We start from the raw sequence: 18,000 nt of genomic DNA, 5'->3' as shown, positions 1-18,000 counted from the left end.
GGATGAGCTCACCGAGGCAACGAATTCAGCTGTTTGAATCCGCTAACATATTCAGAACCAAATATCATGGCCAAATACAAATTGGAATACATCTGGCTCGACGGCTACACCCCCGTGCCAAACCTCCGCAGCAAAACTCAAATCAAAGAATTCGATAGTTTCCCAACTCTCGAGCAGTTGCCACAGTGGGGATTTGATGGTTCCTCCACCCAACAAGCTGAAGGCCGCAGCTCCGACTGCATGCTGAAGCCTGTCGCCGTTTTCCCAGACACCACCCGCCGCAACGGTGTGCTCGTCATGTGCGAAGTCATGATGCCAGATGGCGTGACCCCTCACCCATCCAACTCCCGCGCCACCATTCTCGACGATCCGGGTGCATGGTTCGGTTTTGAGCAAGAATACTTCTTCTACCAAGACGGTCGCCCACTCGGCTTCCCAGCGGATGGTTTCCCAGCTCCTCAAGGTGAGTATTACACCGGTGTTGGCTACAAGAACGTTGGCGACATCGCCCGCCAAATCGTTGAAGAGCACCTCGACCTCTGCCTCGACGCCGGCATCAACCACGAAGGCATCAACGCCGAGGTTGCTAAAGGCCAATGGGAATTCCAAATCTTCGGCAAAGGCTCCAAGCGTTGCGCTGACGAAATGTGGGTCGCCCGCTACATCCTTCTCCGCCTTTGCGAAAAATACTGCATCGACGTTGAATTCCACTGCAAGCCAATCAAAGGCGACTGGAACGGCTCCGGCATGCACGCCAACTTCTCCACCGAGTACATGCGTACGACCGGTGGCAAGGAATACTTCGAAAGCCTCATGGCTGCCTTCGCTGAAAACCGCGAAGAGCACATCGCTGTTTACGGCCCAGACAACCACATGCGTTTGACCGGCCTTCACGAAACTCAGTCGATCGACAAGTTCAGCTACGGCATCGCAGACCGTGGTTCCTCGATCCGTGTCCCTCACAGCTTCGTCAACGCTGGCTACAAGGGCTACCTCGAAGACCGCCGTCCAAACTCCCAAGGCGATCCATACCAAATCGCTTCCCGCATCCTCGCCACGATCGACAGCGTCCCGCTTCCTTGATCGTAATGGGCACGAGCCTCGGTTCGTGAATCCCCTTCCCAAAAGCTGCCTCCTTCTCCAAGGGGGCAGCTTTTTTATTTCTACGCAAACACTTGGCAGCTAGTGCGCCACACGCAGCGCAAAATCAGCCACGTCCATGAGGATGCGATCTCCAGCCAACTCGAACAGATCGTTATGGCCCGCCCCTTTGATCAATTCAAAATGCTTGTCCGTCGATGCACTGCACTCGACGAGTTTTTGACCGTGCGAAACCGGAATCACCCGGTCATCAGCGCCATGAAACACCAATAACGGGGTTTTCATGTGCTTGATCCGTTCAAGATTCTTGAACCGATCACCCGGTAAAATCGGCCAGGGAATCTTTACCGCAAACGTGGAAGTGAACGGAGAAATCAACACGAGGCCAGCTGGAGATTTTTCCGCAGCCAGCCAGGTGCTCGGTCCACTGCCGACCGATCGACCGACCGACCACGATGATCGAGGACGCAGGTATCCCCTTCTTTGTTAAATATTCCCACGCAGACTCGGCAGCCCTGAAGCAGGAAGCCTCGCTAGGTTTCCCGGTGGACAACCCATAGCCCGGATAATCATAAGCCAACACGCCGAGTCCCATCGCATTCCAGGCCTGATACAACTCGACGGACTGGCCCAGATCCTCCGCATTGCCATGGGCATAGATCAAGGTCGGTTTGCCAGGCGATGCCGGGTAATAGACCGCTGCCACCGATTCTTTAGAAGAAGTTGTTAGACGAATCAGTCCCTGCTCGTGATCGCTGTATGAGGGAGCCTGAGGCATGAAAATTATTTTATCAGCGCACGACACCGCAAACAGCGCCAACAACCCATAGACCGCAGCGAGAGAATAAAAAGGCCGCTTCCAACTCCATCTACCAATGACAAATCTTCTCCAATCCATGCCGAAAAATGACTTAATGATCCATAAATTGCAAAGTTTGATATCTGCCAAATAAACTCTTTAAAAACGAGAAAAATCCCCCATTCCCGACATGATTTTTTCACCTAATGTTCCGCACAATCCGTTGAAAACTTAGAGCTTGCCCCCCCAGAGGGCATTGACTCTAGTGCGCCAATGGAAAAGGTATATGTTTCTGAAATTTCTTATGCTAAGGCAAGCCAGACCTTCCAGAAGTTGGAAGAGGAAACCGGATTTCAATTTATACCTGTAGCTGAAGACGAGCCGTCATTATCCAAAGCCATTCGGGAAAATCACATCAAGGCATTCATCGCCGATATCCATCCTTATACCAGCGAGTTATATGAATCACTTCCATCGGGAGGGATAATTGCCCGCTACGGAGTTGGTCATGACAGTGTGGATAAAGCCCTCGCCACCCAGAATGGCATCTTTGTCGCCAATACTCCGGGAGTGCTGGACAATGCTGTGGCTGAGCACGCCGTTTGGATGATTGGCGCATTGGCCCGGCATCTACACCACGCCCATCAAACCACCACTGCCGGACAATGGGCGCCGAAAGGCGGGATCGAAGTCAAAGGAAGGAAGATCAGCATCCTTGGTTGCGGCAGAATCGGCCGCACTCTTGCGCGCAAACTCCACTTTGGCCTGGATATGGATGTCACTGGCTACGATGTGGTCGATAATTCCACAAACAACGCCGCAGACGGCATTTCCCGGCTTACCACTTCGTTGGATGAGGCTCTAGCCGATGCGGATTTTGTCATCACCTTGCTTCCGGTTCTCGAATCCACCAAGCACATCGCCAACGCGGCGTTTTTCTCCAAAATGAAGCGCGGTGCCTACTTCATCAATTCCGCCCGTGGCGCACTGGTCTGCGAAAATGATCTGTTTGATGCGCTAACAAGCGGACAGCTCGGCGCCGCCGCTCTCGACGTTTTTGAAGCGGAACCTTACCGCCCTCAGTCTCCTGAAAAAGATCTGCGCACGCTTCCAAACATTCTGATGACCCCGCATATCGGGTCGAACACGGTCGAATCCAACGCAGCAATGGCTCGTACCGCAGCCACCAATGTCATCCAAATTCTAACCGAAGGCCCGGACGCATGCCCAAACATCGTCAACCGCTAACACGAAGCATCATCCTCATGGGGGTGAGCGGATGCGGGAAATCGACGATCGGGAAAATGCTTTCCACCCAGACCGGTGCGAGATTCTTCGATGGTGACGATTTCCATCCTACGGAAAATATCGCCAAGATGTCGGCCGGCATTCCCCTGAACGATGAGGATCGGGCCGGATGGCTCGTCGCGCTCCGTGATTTGTTAGATGAGCACCAGGAACCGATCATCATCGCCTGCTCGGCGCTGAAGCAGAAATACCGGGACACCTTGAACCAAGCCACGCAGAAACCCACTTACGTCTATCTTGAAGGAGATCGTGAAATCCTGATCCAAAGACTGACCGAGAGAAAGGGGCACTTCATGAGCGTAAACCTGCTCGAAAGCCAGCTTTCAACCCTAGAACCACCCGACTCCAACAGCATCGATTTCCAAACCATCTCCATTCATCTTTCACCCGAACAAATCGTCTCACAGATTATTTCATGAACGTCATTGCTCTAACCGATCACAACGCTCTGGTCCAGGCAGCTTACGAGGCCCGTGGCTACCTCCCGGACGAATCAAAGATCGCCGCTGAAATGTGCGCTGCCGCCACCTGGCACGGCAACAACACGCACAATGCACTCAAAGCCCTCCATCTCGATGACCTGTTTGGCTCGAAGGCAGGCGGCTGCGTTCCCGGCGCGGAAATCGAAGTCATCCCCACCCGATTCGCAGCGACGGAGGTATGGAACAGCCACAAGAAACTCGGCCAGGCAGTCGCCAAACGCGCCTTCGATCGTGCAATCGAGCTGGCAGAACAATTCGGCGTCGGCATTGTCAGTGTCGACAACTGCTTCCACTACCTCTGGGGCGGCGGCTATGTGATCGATGCCGCAAAGCGCGGCTACATCGCCTACACCAACTGCACGTCGACTTTGGCAGAAGTCGTCCCTTTCATGGGCAAAACCCCCACCCTCGGCACCAATCCGCACAGCTGGGGCCTGCCTACCACCGAAGCTATCGGCTTCCCGATCTGCATCGACTGGGCCACCTCCACGGTCGCCATGGGACGCGTCCAGCAGCTCAAGCGTGAAGGAGGAACGCTCCCGCCAAATGCCGCTGTCGATCAAGACGGAAATCCGACCACCGACCCCAACCAGGTTTCCGCGCTACTGCCATTCGGCGCGCACAAGGGCTATGGCATGTCGCTGATCAACGAACTCACCGCGGCATTCATCGGCGGTTCACTCCCACTTCATCGTGGCAGAAAGTCGCCATCCGAAGACGAAAAAAACAGCACCTCATTTTTCTTCCAGATCATTCATCCGGACGCGCTGAACGCGGGAGCGTTTGCTCAAGGCAGAACCCAGTCCGAAAACATCAAGGCGGTCATTGATAACATTCTAACAACTGGTAACGAGAAGTCGATCTTGCCAGGCCAATTGGAGGCGGCCGCCGCCAAACGTTCCGAAGAAGCTGGTGGCCTCCTGTTCACCGACGCGGAATTGACAGAACTCAACGAGATCGCAGCAAAACTCGGCCTTCCAGCCCTCAAGCCATGTTCCTGAATCCCGACTTTTTCCTGGAAACAAAAACCGCCCGCAAGCTCTATCATGAAACTGCGGCTGCGTTACCGATCATCGATTTCCACACGCACCTGGATCAGCAGGCGATCCTCGAAGATCGTCGATTTTCCGATTTAGCCGAATTGTGGCTCGCACACGACCACTACAAATGGCGGCTGATGCGTGCCTGCGGCGTTGCAGAAAAATTCATCACGGGTGATGCGACTCCTTGGGAAAAATTCCACGCATTCGCCCGCATCATGCCATTGGCGATCGCGAATCCAGTCCATCAATGGGCTCACATGGAATTGCGCAGCATCTTCGGCATCGATGATACATTGAACGAAAAAAATGCCCGCACCATCTGGGATCGGGCCAATGAAATCATTGCCAATGATCCGCAACTCAGCGTCCGAGGGCTCCTGAGCAAATTCAAAGTCCGCGTGGTCTGCACCACGGATGACCCTTGTGCGGACCTGAGCACCCACGCCGCGATCCAGGCAGCAAACGATGGCATTCAGGTCTTTCCAACATTCCGGCCTGACCGTTTTCTCGAACCGACCCCTGATGCCAAGCTCGAACTCGCAGGAATCGTAGGCTTTGCCATCGAAGACCAGGCTTCCCTCATCAAAGCCCTGCAACTACGTCACCAGTATTTCCACGATCAGGGATGCCGGCTCTCCGACCACGGACTTTCCAGCATGCCAGTTCCCGGAACAGCAGCCTTTGAGGTATTCCAACACATCGCCCGTTGGAATCATGACAAAGGCTGGACCATGCAACTTCATCTCGGTCCGCAACGAAATGTAAACAGCTCGATGTTTGCAATTACTGGAAGAGACAGCGGATTCGACACCATGGGGTCCTGGCCGCAAACTGCGCCTTTGATTGCGGCCTTGGACGAACTGCAAAAAAACGATTCATTGGGACGGGTGATCGTCTACAATCTCAATCCCAACGAAAGTGCCGCCATTTGCTGCGCGCTGCAGAATTTCCAGAACTCCCTGTGTGCCGGAAAACTGCAATATGGCCCGGCCTGGTGGCACTTGGATCACAAGAAAGGGATTCTCGAACAAATCGAACTTGTCGCCAGCCTCGGCGCACTCGGCACCTCGGTTGGCATGCTCACGGATTCCCGTTCATTCACTTCCTACGTTCGCCACGACTACTACCGGAGATTGTTATGCCAATATCTTGGCAGCGCAGTTGAAGCTGGAGAAATCCCTTCTGATCTTGATGATCTGCAATCTCTGGTTGCGAACATTTGTTATCATAACGCCGCCAGTTACTTCAACTGGTCCCAACCCATCGCTTGACCTATTTCAACATGCATTATTTGGAAAAACTTTTCACCCTCGAAGGTAAGACCGCCGTTGTCATTGGCGGAACCGGCGAACTCTGCAGCCACATGGCCTTCGGTCTTGCCCAGGCTGGTGCCACCGTCGTCCTCGTTGGGCGGAATGCTGAAAAAGCAGCCCAACGCATCGCCATGATTGGCGACAACGCGCACTTCATCGAAGCTGATGTTGCCGATCGCGGGTCGATCAAAACCTTACTCGATACCGTGCTCGCCCGGTTTGGTTCGGTGGATATTCTCATCAATGGAGCAGGCATCAACGCGGCGACTCCGATACTTGATATTTCAACTGAAGAGTTTGAGCGCATTCTCAATGTCAATCTAACAGCCACGCTGGTGGCTTGTCAGGTATTTGCCAAATACTGGCTGGATCATGATCTATCCGGCAGCATTATCAACCTTGGCTCGATCTCTGGCCTGGGTCCCCTGTCACGCGTCTTTTCCTATTCGGCATCGAAAGCGGCTCTGCACAACCTGAGCAAAAACCTCGCCCGCGAATGGGCCGACAAAAAGATCCGGGTCAACACCCTCGTGCCTGGCTTTTTCCCCGCAGAACAAAATCGCAGCGTCCTCGATGAATCACGCGTTGCAGCGATCATGAACCACACCCCGATGGATCGATTTGGTTCTCCCGATGAACTCATCGGCGCGACCATTTTGCTAGCCTCCAATCAAGCCGGCAGCTTCATCACCGGACACGAACTCATCGTCGATGGAGGATATCACGCCATGAGCATTTAAAAGTCCGATCCTTTTCAAACCCATGAAAAACCCTCAAGAATTGGAAAAGGCCCTGCACGGGAATTTTCTAACAAAACTCGCAATTTACACGAAGATGTCTGGCCCAGGTTGGGTTCAGGCAGCGGTCACCCTCGGCGGTGGCTCATTGGTCGGAGCCCTCTACCTTGGAGTGATTGGCGGCTACGATTTCCTTTGGCTTCAGCCATTGGCCATGCTTTGTGGCATCGTCATGCTTTCGGCCATCGGCTATGTGACCTTGTCTACGGATGAGCGACCATTCCGGGTTATGGAGAAAAAAGTCTCTCCACTGCTCGCCTGGGGATGGCTGGTCGCCACGGTCATCGCAGACACGGTTTTTTGCGCAGCGCAGTTTTCCCTGGGACGTGGTGCCCTGGAGGACAATCTGGGAGTCAATGCCAACCCCTATGTCATCACTGGGTCGATCTTCATCATCGCGATGTGCCTGATCTCGCTTTCGCAAAAAAACGAACGCGCATCCCGGCTGATCGATAACATTCTCAAACTCCTCGTCGGCATCATCGTGCTTTCATTCATGGGAGTTGCCATCACCTTGTTAAGCACCGGAGCGGTGCCCTGGAAAAGCATCATCGCGGGTTATATCCCGAACTTCAGCGCTCTCTTCCGTCCCACGGAGCACATCGCTGCAGCCATCGCAAAAACTGGCGAGCACGCCGGTTACTGGACTCAATACGTCATGAGCCAGCAGCGTGACAAAATCATCGCCGCCTTTGGCACCGCAGTCGGCATCAACATGACCTTCCTGCTACCCTACAGTTTGAGAAATAAAGGCTGGGGAAAAGAGCACCGTGAGTTGTCTCGATTTGATTTGGTGTTGGGCCTCTTCCTCCCCTTTGTGCTCGGGATCTCTGCCTTGGTGATCGCATCCGCCGCATCATTTCACGCCCAGACCAAAGACGTTCTAACAGCCGATGGGACACCTTTGCCGGCCATGGAAAAAAGCTACTATTCGGTTCTCGATCGCCAGATTGCCTCGACGAACAGCAACTTTAACAACTTGGCCGATCCGGAAAAACAAACACTACGCAACGCAGCGGCAACCAGCGACAAGCAGCTCGCCGCAATGCTGGCCAACCGCGATGCGAAAAACTTGGCGCAATCCTTGGAGCCGTTTCTTGGCAACAAGTCACAATTCATTTTCGGCATCGGAGTTTTGGCCATGGCCGTCTCCACGCTTCTCGTTCACATGATCATGAACGGCTATGCCATCAGCGAGGCGCTGAACCGCGTGGGAAATCCCAAAGTCTTTATTCTGGGTGCTTCGATGCCTGCCATCGCCGGTTTCCTATCACCCGTTCTCTGGGATAGTGGGGCAAAAGCCGCATTGCAAATCCCCGCGGCGGTGATCGCAACCACGCTGCTTCCGATTGCCTATCTTGGATTTCTCCTACTGATGAACTCACGCTCGGCATTGGGCGAGAACCTTCCGAAAAACCGACTGTTCATCAACCTGCTGATGATCATTTCCACCGCGCTTGCCTCATTCGCATCCATTTGGGCACTGCTGTCCCAAAAGCTTCCCGGCTACCTTGGGGTTGCAGCATTGATCGCACTCGCCGTCATCGGCATCCTTGGCTTCAACAAGCGCAACCAAGCTGTTAGATAAGATTATGAAAAAATTTGGAATCATCGGCACAGGCATGATTGCCAATTTCCATGCCAAGGCGATCGAAGCCATGGATGGCGGCACCCTCCACTCCTGCTACAATCGGAACTCCGAAAAAGCCGTGGCATTTGCAAAGGAAAACGGCATCGTCAGTTATCAAACACTGGAAGCATTTCTAGCAGACCCGGAGCTCGACATCGTCACCATCGGCACCCCGTCCGGCGCCCACTACGAATCCGTGCTTGCCGCACTGAATGCAGGAAAGCACGTGATCTGCGAGAAGCCGCTGGAGGTAACTCCAGAGCGAATCGACCCGCTGATCGCTGCCGCTGAAAAAAATGGTGTGGTGCTCGCGGCCATTCTCAACCGGCGCTTCAACGAATCCGTCGTCCGGCTCAAGCAGGCAGTCGAGCAAGGCCGGTTCGGCAAGCTCAGTCTGGTCGAAGCATCGATCAAATGGTTCCGCACCCAGCAATACTACGACTCAGCGGGTTGGCGCGGCACCTGGGCTCTCGATGGCGGAGGTGCCCTGATGAATCAGTCCATTCACATCATCGATCAGCTCATTCACATCGTCGGTCCGGTGAAACGCGTCAGTGGATCGATGGCGTGCATCGCCCACGAAAACATCGAAGTTGAAGATACCGCTGTCGCGATTCTCGAATTTGAAAATGGTGCCCGCGGGGTCATCCAAGGATCTACCGCCTGCTATTCGAGCACGGGACATCCAGCCGAGGTCAACATCTGCGGCGACAAGGGAAGCGTGTTTCTCGCCGATGAAGCATTCAAAGTGTGGGACTTTGCCGAACCCCAAACCGATGATGATTACATCCACCAGCATCTCATGACAGGCAGCAGCTCCGGCTTGGGCGCGAACGATCCCAAAGCCATCAATTTCACCGGGCACCAGCGGAATTTTGAAGAAGTTGTCGCCGCCATCGAAGAAGGCAGACAACCCTCCGTGAATGGAGCGGAAGCAAAAAAAGCGGTTTCCCTCATCTGCGCCATCTACGAGAGTGCCCGTAACAACGGTCAATGGATCGAACTCGCAACCATCTAACAAATTGATGAAACTCACAGGATTCGCCGACGAAGCGGGCAAGGATCTCGCCACCCAGATCAAGGCCACTCAGGAACTTGGATGGAAATACATTTCCGCCCGCGGCATCGATGGAAAAAACATCCATGATCTGTCCGACTCGGACTTTGAAGCCGCCCTCTCGCAGCTCGAAACATCTGGCATCCAAATCGCCGAGTTCGGCTCGCTGATCGGCAGTTGGTCCAAATCCATTGAGAGCGATTTCGAGATCACGCTCGGCGAAGTGGAACGCTGCATTTCACGCATGCACCGGCTAGGCACGAAGATTGTCCGCATCATGTCCTACGCCCAGAAACCATGGGGTGAGGACCAGCTGGAACAAGAGCGGTTCCGCCGCCTGCGCGAAATCACCAAGCGCTTCACCGACGAAGGAATTGTCACCGCTCACGAAAACTGCATGAACTACGGTGGGTTTTCGAGCCAACACACGCTGCGATTGTTAGAAGAAGTGCCCGGACTCAAACTCATCTTCGACACCGGCAATCCCGTGTTTCAACGCGATCGCTCCCAGCCGGAACCACAACCGTGGCAGGACGCTTGGATGTTCTATCAAGCGATCCGCGAACACATCGTCCACGTCCACATCAAGGATTGCCGCAACCCAAAAGCGGACGGCGAAGAGCCGGAATACGTCTTTCCCGGTGATGGCCAGGCTTATGTTCCCGCGATTCTCAGCGATCTGAAAAGCAGTGGCTACGATGGGTTTATTGCGATTGAACCCCACGTCGCCACCGTCTTCCACGCCAAAGCGGACGAAATTGATTGGGATCAATGTTACCAATCTTATGTTGAATACGGCCGTCAGCTGGAGCTGCTGATTTAGTCGTCGGTTCTGGAAACATTCGGAGCTGCTAGCGGGTTTCTATTCGTAGGGCGTGGCCATGAACCGGGTGCCTGTTCAGGTTCGCCCGAGCACGCATGAGCAATCCCTACGCAACTCCTAACAGCTTCGATTCGGGGCAAGATCCGATTTCACAGCCTCATCAGAAATTCGGAGGCATTGGGCGACTGACTTTCTTCGGGTTTATGCTTGGGATTGCAATCACTGGATCTTATCTGATCAAACGTGGAGAGTTTTTCGGCAATCCATGGTTTTGGCTCTTTGCAGGGATTCTCCCGGCCTACCTTCGGCTGAAGAATATCGGCATGAATCCGAAACTGTCGTTTCTACTACTAGCTCCCATCGCGAATTGCCTGATCATCTTCCGATGTCTGATTGCTCAGGAAGGTTACATCCATACGCAAAAGCTCGACCGCGTCGGAAAGATGAACATCGTCCTCGCGATTCTAGGTGGGGCCACCGTCGCCATTTTACTCGCGAACAGCTACTGATCTTCGCATTTGAGATTCCTCCTAACAGGTGAAATTTTCATCCGCTCTAGAGTTCGGGATTGGACGCGGCAAACTTGCTGTAGAATGATCCCATCATGTCTGCGCGAGACGCTGCCCTCCATTTTTCCAAAATTCTCACAGCCGCGGGCCACAAGGCCTTGTTTGCGGGAGGCTGCGTCCGCGACAAATTACTGGGCCACGAGCCAAAGGATTATGACATCGCCACCTCAGCCACTCCAGAGGAAGTGATCGCCCTATTCCCCGGCGGCAACGAAGTCGGCGCCCATTTTGGCGTGGTCATTTGCAAGTTTCACGGTGAGGCCGTGGAGATTGCGACGTTCAGGACCGACGGCAGTTACAGGGATGGCAGACGCCCTGATTCGGTAACGTTCTCAACGCCGGCTGAGGACGCCAAGCGCCGGGACTTCACCATCAATGGCTTGTTCGAAGATCCCGAAAGTGGAGAAATCATCGACTTCGTCGAGGGGCTCGCTGACTTGGAGAGCCGCGTTTTGCGAGCAATCGGCAATCCGGCTGAACGGTTTCAAGAAGATGCGCTGCGGCTGCTGAGAGCGGTCCGGTTTTCCACCCGGTTGGGCTTTTCGATCGAAGGCAAAACCTTGAGTGCAATTCGCGAGCATGCCGGGTTGTTAGAGAAAATCTCACCGGAACGCATCCGCGACGAATTTTCCAGAATCATCACCGGACCAAATCGACGCAAGGGAATCGAGCTGTTGATCGATACCGGATTGATGCCATTCATCGTGCCGGAATTTCTGGCAACCATCGGCTGCGAACAACCGCCGGAATGGCATCCCGAGGGTGACGTCTACACGCACACCTGCATCATGTTGGAAATGCTGCAGCCGGATGCGCCACTCGATCTCTGCCTGGGAGTTCTGCTCCACGACATCGCCAAGCCTCCCACCCGCACCTTCGATGAAGAGGCGAATCGAATCCGTTTCAACGGTCACGATGCGATGGGCGCGACAATGGCAACCGAGATACTCCAGCGCCTGAAATATCCGAACTCCATCATTGAAGCTGCCACCACGATGGTTGCCCGCCACATGCAATTCATGAACGTGCAGCAGATGCGCACCGCGAAATTGAAGCGCTTCATGGCGGAGCCAACTTTCGAAAAAGAAATGGAGCTGCATCGGGTCGACTGCGGCTCATCCAATGGTTTTACGGACAACTACGAATTCCTGCTGGCAAAAGCCGAGGAATTCGCCGCCCAACCATTAATCCCCGCCCCTTTTGTGACCGGTCGCGATTTGATCGACATGGGCATGAAACCAGGCCCGGCGTTCAAAGAAATCCTCGAATCCATCCAGACCGAGCAGCTCGAAGGCAAACTCCGAGACAGGGATGAAGCGTTGAGTCTCGCCCATCAATTGGCGGAAAAAAGCGAGTAAACCGCCATGGTGAATTTACCGTTGAGTTGAGCTTGGAAGGAAGCAGTCAAGCGCTGGAACTTCGCCCATCCTTGCCCTAGTCCACTCCAGATTGATCAAGCCAATCACCGGTGGTGATTTTTGCGGCTGGGTCCACCTCACCCAGCCATTCCCAGAGCCATACCTCCTGAAGAGTTCCATCCTGAAGCTGAGCCTTCGCTTTCAAGCGGCGGTATTCATCCCCTTCATAGGCATCGAGGTCTTTCAATGACGCTGCACCGACTTCGTAGACTTCGCCACGCACTTGCCCATTTCCCGAATGCAGAAGCAGTCCGGGATACCAATCGATCCGATAAATCGAGCCTGCCACGGTCGCCGAGCCGATCAGTCGGCACCCCTCCATGCGAAACTCATTCGAGCCGCCTTTTCTCAGGGTGCCGTAGACGAAAACCAGCTCGGCCATGACAGCTTACTTCACAAACCGATACCCGACTTCGTTATCGAGCATTTGCTTCAGATCGTCCAATCCATCACCAGATTCGGCGGAAATCGCGACCACATCGGCATTCGGGAAACGCTGGCGGAATAATTCCAGATTTTCAGCAGCCCCCTCCATGTCCATTTTGTTGGCAATCACCTTCCATGGGAAGCGTGCCAATTCTTCATCATATTCCTTCACCTCGCGGCGGAGGATTTCCAAATCGGTAATCGGATCGCGACCTTCACTTCCGGCCATGTCCAACACAAACAGCAGCACGCGGCAGCGGGTGATGTGGCGAAGGAACTCGTGGCCGAGCCCGCGATTCGCGTGCGCGCCTTCGATCAAACCAGGAATATCCGCCAGCGTGCAGCGGCGAAAGCCTGGGAATTCCACCACTCCAACCATCGGCTGCAAGGTGGTGAACGGATAAGACGCCACCTTCGGCTTCGCGGCGGAAAGTTTACCCAGCAGGGTCGATTTCCCGGCATTTGGGAATCCGACGAAGCCCGCATCGGCAATACGACGCAGTTCCAGATAGAAAACTCCCTGATCGCCGGGTGTGCCGAGGGTGTGCTCGGTTGGAGCGCGGTTGGTTGCGGTTTTGAAATTCCAGTTCCCCTTGCCTGGCTCGCCGCCTTTGCAAAGCACGAACTCCTGACCGTCCTCGGTCAAATCCGCGACCGGCTCCAAATCGATCCCTTCGTCACTGCGTTCGAAATCAACCGCTTCCTGCACGGTGGTGGCGTTGCTCCGATACACCACGGTGCCTGGAGGAACTTTGCCGTAGACTTTCTTGCCGCCCTTGCCGGTTTTGCGACCGCCCGCGCCGTTCTTGCCGTCATCGGCGACCAATTTCGGATCGTAGTGGTATTGGCGGAGATTGTCTGTCGATGGGTCCACGACGAGGATGATATCGCCGCCGGCCCCGCCATCGCCTCCATCCGGGCCACCTTTGGGCACGAATTTCTCGCGGCGCCACGAAACGACGCCATCGCCGCCGTCGCCGGCCTTCGCAAAAATACGGATGTGATCGATAAACATGGAGCACAGTTGCCATCCCAGCGGCCCCGGTCAACGGCAATGGTGTGCGTCATGCCCCCGATTTTGCTTTCTGCGCGCTCCAAGTATGCTTGAATCCGCCCATGTTCCAACGAATCACGGTTCTGATCGCTATGATCGCCCTCTCCATTTGCGGCGCGCGCGCTGGAGGAAAAGCGGACGAAAAGCTCTCCATCTCCTTCCACGTCGAGACAGAAGCCTCCGACAATCCGAAGATGATTGTTCCGTTCAAGATGCCAGATGGCAGCACGAAATATTTCCGCCGCGTGCCTGACTTTTCCGTCCGGGACATTGAAAACATGGCACCATTTCCCGCCGACGACGAATCCACCTACGGCATAGTTTTCAAACTGAAGGAAAACGCCGCCCAGCGCTACGAAGCCATTTCGCTGGCAAACGAGGGGAAAATGATGTGCGCGCAGGTCAATGGGCGCTTTGTCGATGCTGTGATTATCGATAAGGCAATCAAGGATGGCGTCATCGTCATCTGGCGCGATGTCACCCTGGATGACATCAATGCCTTCGATAAAATCATCCCGCGGATTGGCCAGAAGAAGCCTAAGGGAAATAAGAAATAAAGACTGACATGCCCTCACGAATGCTCCGCATTCTCGTCGTTCTGGCCAGCCTAAGCGGCGCGCTCAGAGCCCAATCCATCGAGCTGCGACTCCCCACCGATAACCACCATCTGCTCACCGGAGAGCCCGACCAATTTTTCCAATACGTGGATCGCACGATCGACGGCGTGACTTCGAAACCCTGGGAAGGCGGGGCCTTCGGCTATGTCCGCACCCCCATCCGGGTGAATGGCGAACTGGTGCTGACCAAATTTCACGAAGGAATCGACATCAAGCCGGTCAAACGCGACAAGGCAGGCAATCCTCTGGATCTCGTAAGCGCCATCGCGGATGGCACGGTGGTCCACACGAGCCCGATTGCCGGACGCAGCAATTACGGAAAATACATCGTGGTGGAACACCGCTGGGAGAACTCATCGGTGTATTCCCTCTACGCTCACCTTTCACAAATCACCTGCAAACCAGGCGACGTCGTGAAATGCGGATCCGTTCTTGGCCAAATGGGCTACACCGGGGCTGGCATCAATCGCACCCGCGCCCACGTGCACCTGGAATTGGCGTTCCTCATGAGCACCCGCTACGAAAGTTGGTTCAAAACCCATTCCGGCGGCACCAACTATCATGGCGTCTACAATGGCATGAACTTGTCGGGCGTGGAAGTTTCACGCTTTTTCCTTGAGCATCAGGCAAATCCGGATCTGACATTCAGTCAGTTCATTCTCAAGACACCGGTTTATTTCAAGGTCGCCATCCCATTCACCGGCGTTCCTGATTTCGTCAAACGCTATCCGTGGATCGCATCGGGCGACACCAGCAATGCCAAATCCTGGGAAATCAGCTTCAGCGAAACCGGCCATCCCATCGCCTTCGTCGCCAGCCAGCGCGAGGTAACATCGCCGCTCGTGATTCAGATCCGCCCATCCACCATCCCGCAGAAATACTTGACCCGTGGGTTGATCGTCGGCGAAGGCAACCGCGCCTCGTTGACGAATCTCGGGAAGGATTTGGTTTCCTTGATCACCGATGATTTCCCCGATGCGAAGTAACCTTTCAAAAAAATGACTGACTCCATCCTCGAAAAAATCGAATCCCTCGGCTACACGCTTCCTGCAGTTCCTGCTCCTGTGGCAGCATACGTCAACTGCGTCCGCTCCGGCAATTTGCTGTTTCTTTCCGGCGGTTTACCGATCGAAGGCGAGCGCAAAATCCTCGGCAAAGTGCCATCCGCAGTTTCAGTCGAAGAAGCGGCTGAAGGCGCCCGCATGATCATTCTCAACCGCCTCGCCGTGGTCCGTGAAGAAATCGGTTCACTCGACAAGGTGAAGCAAATCGTTGCGCTCAACGGCTTCGTCAATTCCGAGCCGGACTTCTTTGGTCATCCGGTCGTCGTCAACGGCGCTTCTGAGTTTCTGGTCGAAGTCTTCGGCGACAAAGGCAAGCACTCCCGCACCGCACTCGGCGCCGCCGCACTGCCACTCAACGTTGCAGTCGAGATCAATCTCGTGGTGGAAGTCGAAGACTGATCTTTCCCAGGGCGGGAGTTTCCGACACGCTGAGTCACCTCTCATTGGTCGATCACCCCAGGAAATCCCGCCCATGTTCTCCCACCGCGTCGATGAATCGGTCGTTCTACGCCTTTTGCAGGACCGCCACGCGGAGGAGTTATTTGCGGTCACTGAGCGAAACCGCGCGCATTTGAGGCGCTGGCTCCCGTGGTTGGACGAAATCACTGATGTCCAGCAAACGCGCCAATACATCGCCAACTGCCTCAAAGCCTTCACCGAATCCGGTGTGTTTGTTTGCGGGATCTGGGAAAATGACGTCCTTTGCGGCGCGATCGGCTATAACTACATCAACTGGGAAACCCGCATCGCCTACCCTGGCTACTGGATTGCAGAAGATGCTCAGGGCCGCGGGATCGCAACTCGCAGCTGCCGGGCGCTGATCCAGCATGCATTCGAGGAATACCGACTGGATTGCATCACCCTCCACGTCGCGACGGAAAACTACCAAAGCCAGGCCGTTCCAGAACGGCTGGGATTTTATGAGGACGGGATCCACCGCAATGCCGAGTGGCTTTACCATCGATTTGTCGACCACACGATCTACCGCCTCAAGCGCTCATGAACGGCTGGATCGATGCCCACAATCACCTGCAGGATTCCCGCTTGGGAAATGCTGAGCCGTTGATCGCAGAAATGCGTCGGTCCGGGATCCGACAGTGCGTGGTCAACGCGACTTGCGAAGCGGATTGGGAAAAAGTCGAAAACCTACGACTCGCCCACCCCGGCCTTATTTCGGCCGCGTTCGGCATTCACCCCTGGAAAGCGGACACGGCGACCGATGGCTGGCAGCAGCGCCTGGGCGATCTGCTGCAACAACACCCGTCCGCCTCGATCGGCGAATGCGGGCTTGATCGATGGATTGCTTCGCCAGACCTTCGCATCCAGCGAGCGATCTTCACCGATCAACTGCGGATCGCTCATGAAATGGATCGCGCTGTGACGATCCACAGTCTCAAAGCCTGGGAACCACTTTTCGAGGTTTTTCAGGATCAGCCGCCGCCATCGCGCTTTCTGATGCATTCGTTCAATGGCTCGATCGAGATCGCCGAACGCCTGCTGCCGATGGGAGCCTATTTTTCGTTTTCCGGCTATTTTCTGCAGTCGCGGAAAGCCAAAGTCGTCGAGGTTTTCCGCAAACTTCCAGCGGATCGGATTTTGATCGAAACTGACGCACCGGACATGCTTCCGCCGGATGAATTCATCCGCTTTCCGCTCCCGGAGCAGCACAATCATCCGGCGAATTTGGTCGCGATTGCCGAGGGCTTGGCCGCCCAGCTCGGATGGTCCTGCGCGGATCTTGCGGAAATCACCTCGTCTAATGCTCAACGGCTGTTTTCCGCCACTTCTTGATTGGACGGCCCCGGGGAGATCGGCCAGTTTCCGCCATGGACCTTTTTCAGTTTCGCAAGGAATACTCGAGTCGCGGTTTGAGACGTGCGGACCTCAATCCAAATCCCGCGCAACAGTTCGCCGATTGGTTTGCCCAGGCGACCGAAGTCGGGTTCCACGAGCCGAACGCGATGAGCTTGGCATCCGTCGATGAAAGCGGCATGCCGTTCCAACGGATTGTGCTGCTAAAATCCTTTGACGATCAGGGATTCACCTTTTTCACCAACTACACCAGCCGCAAAGCGAAGCATCTGGAGCATTGCCCGAAGGCGAGCTTGCTGTTCCCTTGGATCACGCTGGAACGGCAGGTCATCATTCAGGGCACCGTGGAAAAAGTCACCCCGGCGGAATCGGCGGAATATTTCAGTGCACGGCCGCGGGAATCACAAATCGGTGCGTGGGTTTCAAATCAAAGTGACGTCATTCCATCGCGTGAGTTTTTGATGAACAAACTGGAAGAAATCCGCAATCGATTCGGCGACGGAGAGGTTCCATTGCCTGAATTCTGGGGCGGCTACCGGCTGATGCCGGAAAATATCGAGTTTTGGCAAGGCGGCCCCGCCCGTTTGCACGACCGGTTTTTCTATCAGAAAACGGAAAGCGGATGGAGCATTGATCGGTTGTCGCCGTAATCCCGCCCCACCTTTTCCCTTCCCCCCGGCGGTCGGA

Annotated in this window: 21 protein-coding genes; 17 read left to right on the top strand and 4 right to left on the bottom strand. The window is 54.9% G+C overall.

Annotated features, from left to right (window positions below; genetic code table 11):
* The first annotated feature begins 66 nt into the window (after positions 1-66).
* Positions 67-1,083, top strand: coding sequence for a glutamine synthetase beta-grasp domain-containing protein (locus JIN85_RS09370; protein WP_200269955.1), 1,017 nt, complete (start codon positions 67-69; stop codon positions 1,081-1,083).
* Positions 1,084-1,182: 99 nt separating this feature from the next.
* Here JIN85_RS09370 and JIN85_RS09365 read toward each other — a convergent pair whose 3' ends face one another.
* Entirely contained in the window at positions 1,183-1,482 is a 300-nt protein-coding gene (locus JIN85_RS09365; RefSeq protein ID WP_325108875.1) for a serine aminopeptidase domain-containing protein, read from the bottom strand.
* Entirely contained in the window at positions 1,418-1,879 is a 462-nt protein-coding gene (locus JIN85_RS09360; RefSeq protein ID WP_200269951.1) for an alpha/beta hydrolase, read from the bottom strand. The genes JIN85_RS09365 and JIN85_RS09360 overlap by 65 nt, the downstream gene beginning before the upstream one ends.
* 294 nt (positions 1,880-2,173) lie before the next feature.
* On the opposite strand from JIN85_RS09360, the gene JIN85_RS09355 reads away from it, so the two are divergent.
* The 10 genes from JIN85_RS09355 (at position 2,174) to JIN85_RS09310 (ending at position 12,280) form a co-directional block, all read left to right on the top strand.
* Positions 2,174-3,148: an NAD(P)-dependent oxidoreductase gene (locus JIN85_RS09355; RefSeq protein ID WP_200269949.1), complete on the top strand. Its 975-nt coding sequence runs from the start codon at positions 2,174-2,176 to the stop codon at positions 3,146-3,148.
* Positions 3,124-3,627, top strand: a complete 504-nt coding sequence (locus JIN85_RS09350) for a gluconokinase (protein ID WP_200269947.1) — start codon at positions 3,124-3,126, stop codon at positions 3,625-3,627. Before JIN85_RS09355 ends, JIN85_RS09350 begins: the two co-directional genes overlap by 25 nt.
* Positions 3,624-4,691, top strand: a complete 1,068-nt coding sequence (locus JIN85_RS09345; protein WP_200269946.1) for an Ldh family oxidoreductase — start codon at positions 3,624-3,626, stop codon at positions 4,689-4,691. Before JIN85_RS09350 ends, JIN85_RS09345 begins: the two co-directional genes overlap by 4 nt.
* A complete protein-coding gene (locus JIN85_RS09340; protein WP_200269944.1) occupies positions 4,682-6,004 on the top strand; it encodes a glucuronate isomerase in 1,323 nt (440 codons plus the stop codon). The genes JIN85_RS09345 and JIN85_RS09340 overlap by 10 nt, the downstream gene beginning before the upstream one ends.
* An 11-nt stretch (positions 6,005-6,015) precedes the next feature.
* Positions 6,016-6,786, top strand: coding sequence for an SDR family oxidoreductase (locus tag JIN85_RS09335; protein WP_200270012.1), 771 nt, complete (start codon positions 6,016-6,018; stop codon positions 6,784-6,786).
* Positions 6,787-6,808: 22 nt separating this feature from the next.
* Positions 6,809-8,431, top strand: coding sequence for a divalent metal cation transporter (locus tag JIN85_RS09330; RefSeq protein WP_200269942.1), 1,623 nt, complete (start codon positions 6,809-6,811; stop codon positions 8,429-8,431).
* A gap of 4 nt (positions 8,432-8,435) precedes the next feature.
* Positions 8,436-9,491, top strand: a complete 1,056-nt coding sequence (locus JIN85_RS09325) for a Gfo/Idh/MocA family protein (RefSeq protein ID WP_200269940.1) — start codon at positions 8,436-8,438, stop codon at positions 9,489-9,491.
* A gap of 7 nt (positions 9,492-9,498) precedes the next feature.
* Positions 9,499-10,353: a sugar phosphate isomerase/epimerase family protein gene (locus JIN85_RS09320; protein ID WP_200269939.1), complete on the top strand. Its 855-nt coding sequence runs from the start codon at positions 9,499-9,501 to the stop codon at positions 10,351-10,353.
* Between the two features lie 95 nt (positions 10,354-10,448).
* On the top strand, positions 10,449-10,862 hold the full coding sequence (locus tag JIN85_RS09315) for a hypothetical protein (RefSeq protein ID WP_200269937.1): 414 nt from the start codon (positions 10,449-10,451) through the stop codon (positions 10,860-10,862).
* Between the two features lie 95 nt (positions 10,863-10,957).
* The gene (locus JIN85_RS09310; protein ID WP_200269935.1) at positions 10,958-12,280 is read left to right on the top strand and encodes a CCA tRNA nucleotidyltransferase; all 1,323 of its coding nucleotides are present in this window, start codon (positions 10,958-10,960) and stop codon (positions 12,278-12,280) included.
* Positions 12,281-12,356: 76 nt separating this feature from the next.
* Here the strand turns inward: JIN85_RS09310 and JIN85_RS09305 are convergent, their stop codons facing one another.
* Both JIN85_RS09305 and obgE read right to left on the bottom strand, forming a co-directional pair.
* Positions 12,357-12,722: a gamma-glutamylcyclotransferase family protein gene (locus tag JIN85_RS09305; protein ID WP_200269933.1), complete on the bottom strand. Its 366-nt coding sequence runs from the start codon at positions 12,720-12,722 to the stop codon at positions 12,357-12,359.
* Positions 12,723-12,728: 6 nt separating this feature from the next.
* Positions 12,729-13,781: a GTPase ObgE gene (gene obgE, locus JIN85_RS09300; protein ID WP_200269931.1), complete on the bottom strand. Its 1,053-nt coding sequence runs from the start codon at positions 13,779-13,781 to the stop codon at positions 12,729-12,731.
* A 101-nt stretch (positions 13,782-13,882) separates the two neighbouring features.
* On the opposite strand from obgE, the gene JIN85_RS09295 reads away from it, so the two are divergent.
* The 6 genes from JIN85_RS09295 to pdxH all read left to right on the top strand — a co-directional run bounded on the left by JIN85_RS09295 (position 13,883) and on the right by pdxH (position 17,963).
* Entirely contained in the window at positions 13,883-14,377 is a 495-nt protein-coding gene (locus JIN85_RS09295) for a hypothetical protein (protein ID WP_200269929.1), read from the top strand.
* A gap of 20 nt (positions 14,378-14,397) precedes the next feature.
* The gene (locus tag JIN85_RS09290) at positions 14,398-15,423 is read left to right on the top strand and encodes a M23 family metallopeptidase (protein WP_200269928.1); all 1,026 of its coding nucleotides are present in this window, start codon (positions 14,398-14,400) and stop codon (positions 15,421-15,423) included.
* Between the two features lie 12 nt (positions 15,424-15,435).
* Positions 15,436-15,900, top strand: coding sequence for a RidA family protein (locus JIN85_RS09285; protein ID WP_200269926.1), 465 nt, complete (start codon positions 15,436-15,438; stop codon positions 15,898-15,900).
* A gap of 73 nt (positions 15,901-15,973) precedes the next feature.
* On the top strand, positions 15,974-16,504 hold the full coding sequence (locus JIN85_RS09280; protein ID WP_200269924.1) for a GNAT family N-acetyltransferase: 531 nt from the start codon (positions 15,974-15,976) through the stop codon (positions 16,502-16,504).
* Positions 16,501-17,292 carry a TatD family hydrolase gene (locus tag JIN85_RS09275; protein ID WP_200269922.1) on the top strand — a complete coding sequence of 264 codons (792 nt, stop codon included), beginning with the start codon at positions 16,501-16,503 and terminating at the stop codon, positions 17,290-17,292. Before JIN85_RS09280 ends, JIN85_RS09275 begins: the two co-directional genes overlap by 4 nt.
* Before the next feature lie 35 nt (positions 17,293-17,327).
* Positions 17,328-17,963: a pyridoxamine 5'-phosphate oxidase gene (pdxH, locus tag JIN85_RS09270; protein ID WP_200269920.1), complete on the top strand. Its 636-nt coding sequence runs from the start codon at positions 17,328-17,330 to the stop codon at positions 17,961-17,963.
* Positions 17,964-18,000: the final 37 nt, after the last annotated feature.

The organism is Luteolibacter pohnpeiensis, assembly GCF_016595435.1.
Classification (GTDB): domain Bacteria; phylum Verrucomicrobiota; class Verrucomicrobiia; order Verrucomicrobiales; family Akkermansiaceae; genus Luteolibacter; species Luteolibacter pohnpeiensis.
Note: the sequence above shows the minus strand (reverse complement) of the source record. Positions and strands in the feature narration are given on the sequence as shown.